Here is a 1,041-nt window from a genome sequence, read left to right as displayed (position 1 = left end):
AGGGTCAGGTAGAACTGGACGTGGACGGCTTCCTCGAACAGCTGCCGGGACAGGTAGAGGCGGGCTTCGGGGGAGTTGATGTGCTTGTAGAGCGTGAGGACCAGGTTGTTGGCGACGATGGAGTCGCCGGTGGCGAAGAACGCGACCAGCCGGCCGATGAGGTGCTGCTCTTCGGGGGTGAGTTTGGCGAGGTCGGCGACGTCGGAGTGGAGGTCGACCTCTTCGACGGTCCAGGTGTTCTTGATGGCGTCCCGGTAGCGCTCGTAGAAGTCGGGGTAGCGCATGGGGCGCAGAGTCAGCTCGAAGCCCGGGTCGAGCAGGTTCGCGTTACGGGTGGACATTACTGGCAGGCCTCGCAGGACTCGGGGTTCTCAAGGGAGCAGGCGATCGCGTCGGGGTCGGCGACCTGCTGGGCGGGGATGGGCTTGGCGGCCGGCGCCTGGCCCTGGGCGGCGCGGGCGATGCGGGTCGCCGGGCGCGAACGCAGGTAGTACGTCGTCTTCAGGCCCGTCTTCCAGGCGTAGGCGTACATCGAGGAGAGCTTGCCGATGGTCGGCGTCTCCATGAACAGGTTCAGCGACTGGCCCTGGTCCAGGAACGGGGTGCGGGCGGCGGCCATGTCGATCAGACCGCGCTGGGGCAGCTCCCAGGCCGTGCGGTAGAGCTTGCGTACGTCCTCCGGGATCCAGGCGAAGTCCTGGATGGAGCCGTTGGCGTCGCGCAGGGCCTCCCGGGTGCGTGCGTCCCAGACCCCGAGGTCCTTCAGGTCCTGGACCAGGTAGGAGTTGACCTGGAGGAACTCGCCGGACAGGGTCTCGCGCTTGAACAGGTTGGAGACCTGCGGCTCGATGCACTCGTACACGCCCGTGATGGACGCGATGGTCGAGGTGGGGGCGATCGCCAGGAGCAGGGCGTTGCGCATGCCCACGGCGGCGATACGTTCCCTCAGTGCCGTCCAGCGCTCGGGCCAGGTCAGCTCGACGTCGTAGTGGTCGGGGTGCAGGACACCGCGGGCGGCGCGGGTCTTCTCCCAGGCGGGCA

Annotated in this window: 1 protein-coding gene and 1 pseudogene; both read right to left on the bottom strand. The window is 67.8% G+C overall.

Going from position 1 to position 1,041, the window contains the following annotated elements; genetic code table 11:
* The coding region (locus tag ABZ937_RS42860) for a ribonucleotide-diphosphate reductase subunit beta (RefSeq protein WP_361701126.1) at positions 1–341 on the bottom strand (341 nt) is incomplete at its 3' end.
* Positions 341–1,041: pseudogene (locus ABZ937_RS42855) on the bottom strand (ribonucleoside-diphosphate reductase subunit alpha); the annotation flags it as partial. The pseudogene ABZ937_RS42855 and the gene ABZ937_RS42860, both read right to left, overlap by 1 nt.

This window comes from Streptomyces sp. NPDC046727 (assembly GCF_040645635.1).
Classification (GTDB): domain Bacteria; phylum Actinomycetota; class Actinomycetes; order Streptomycetales; family Streptomycetaceae; genus Streptomyces.
Note: the sequence above shows the minus strand (reverse complement) of the source record. Positions and strands in the feature narration are given on the sequence as shown.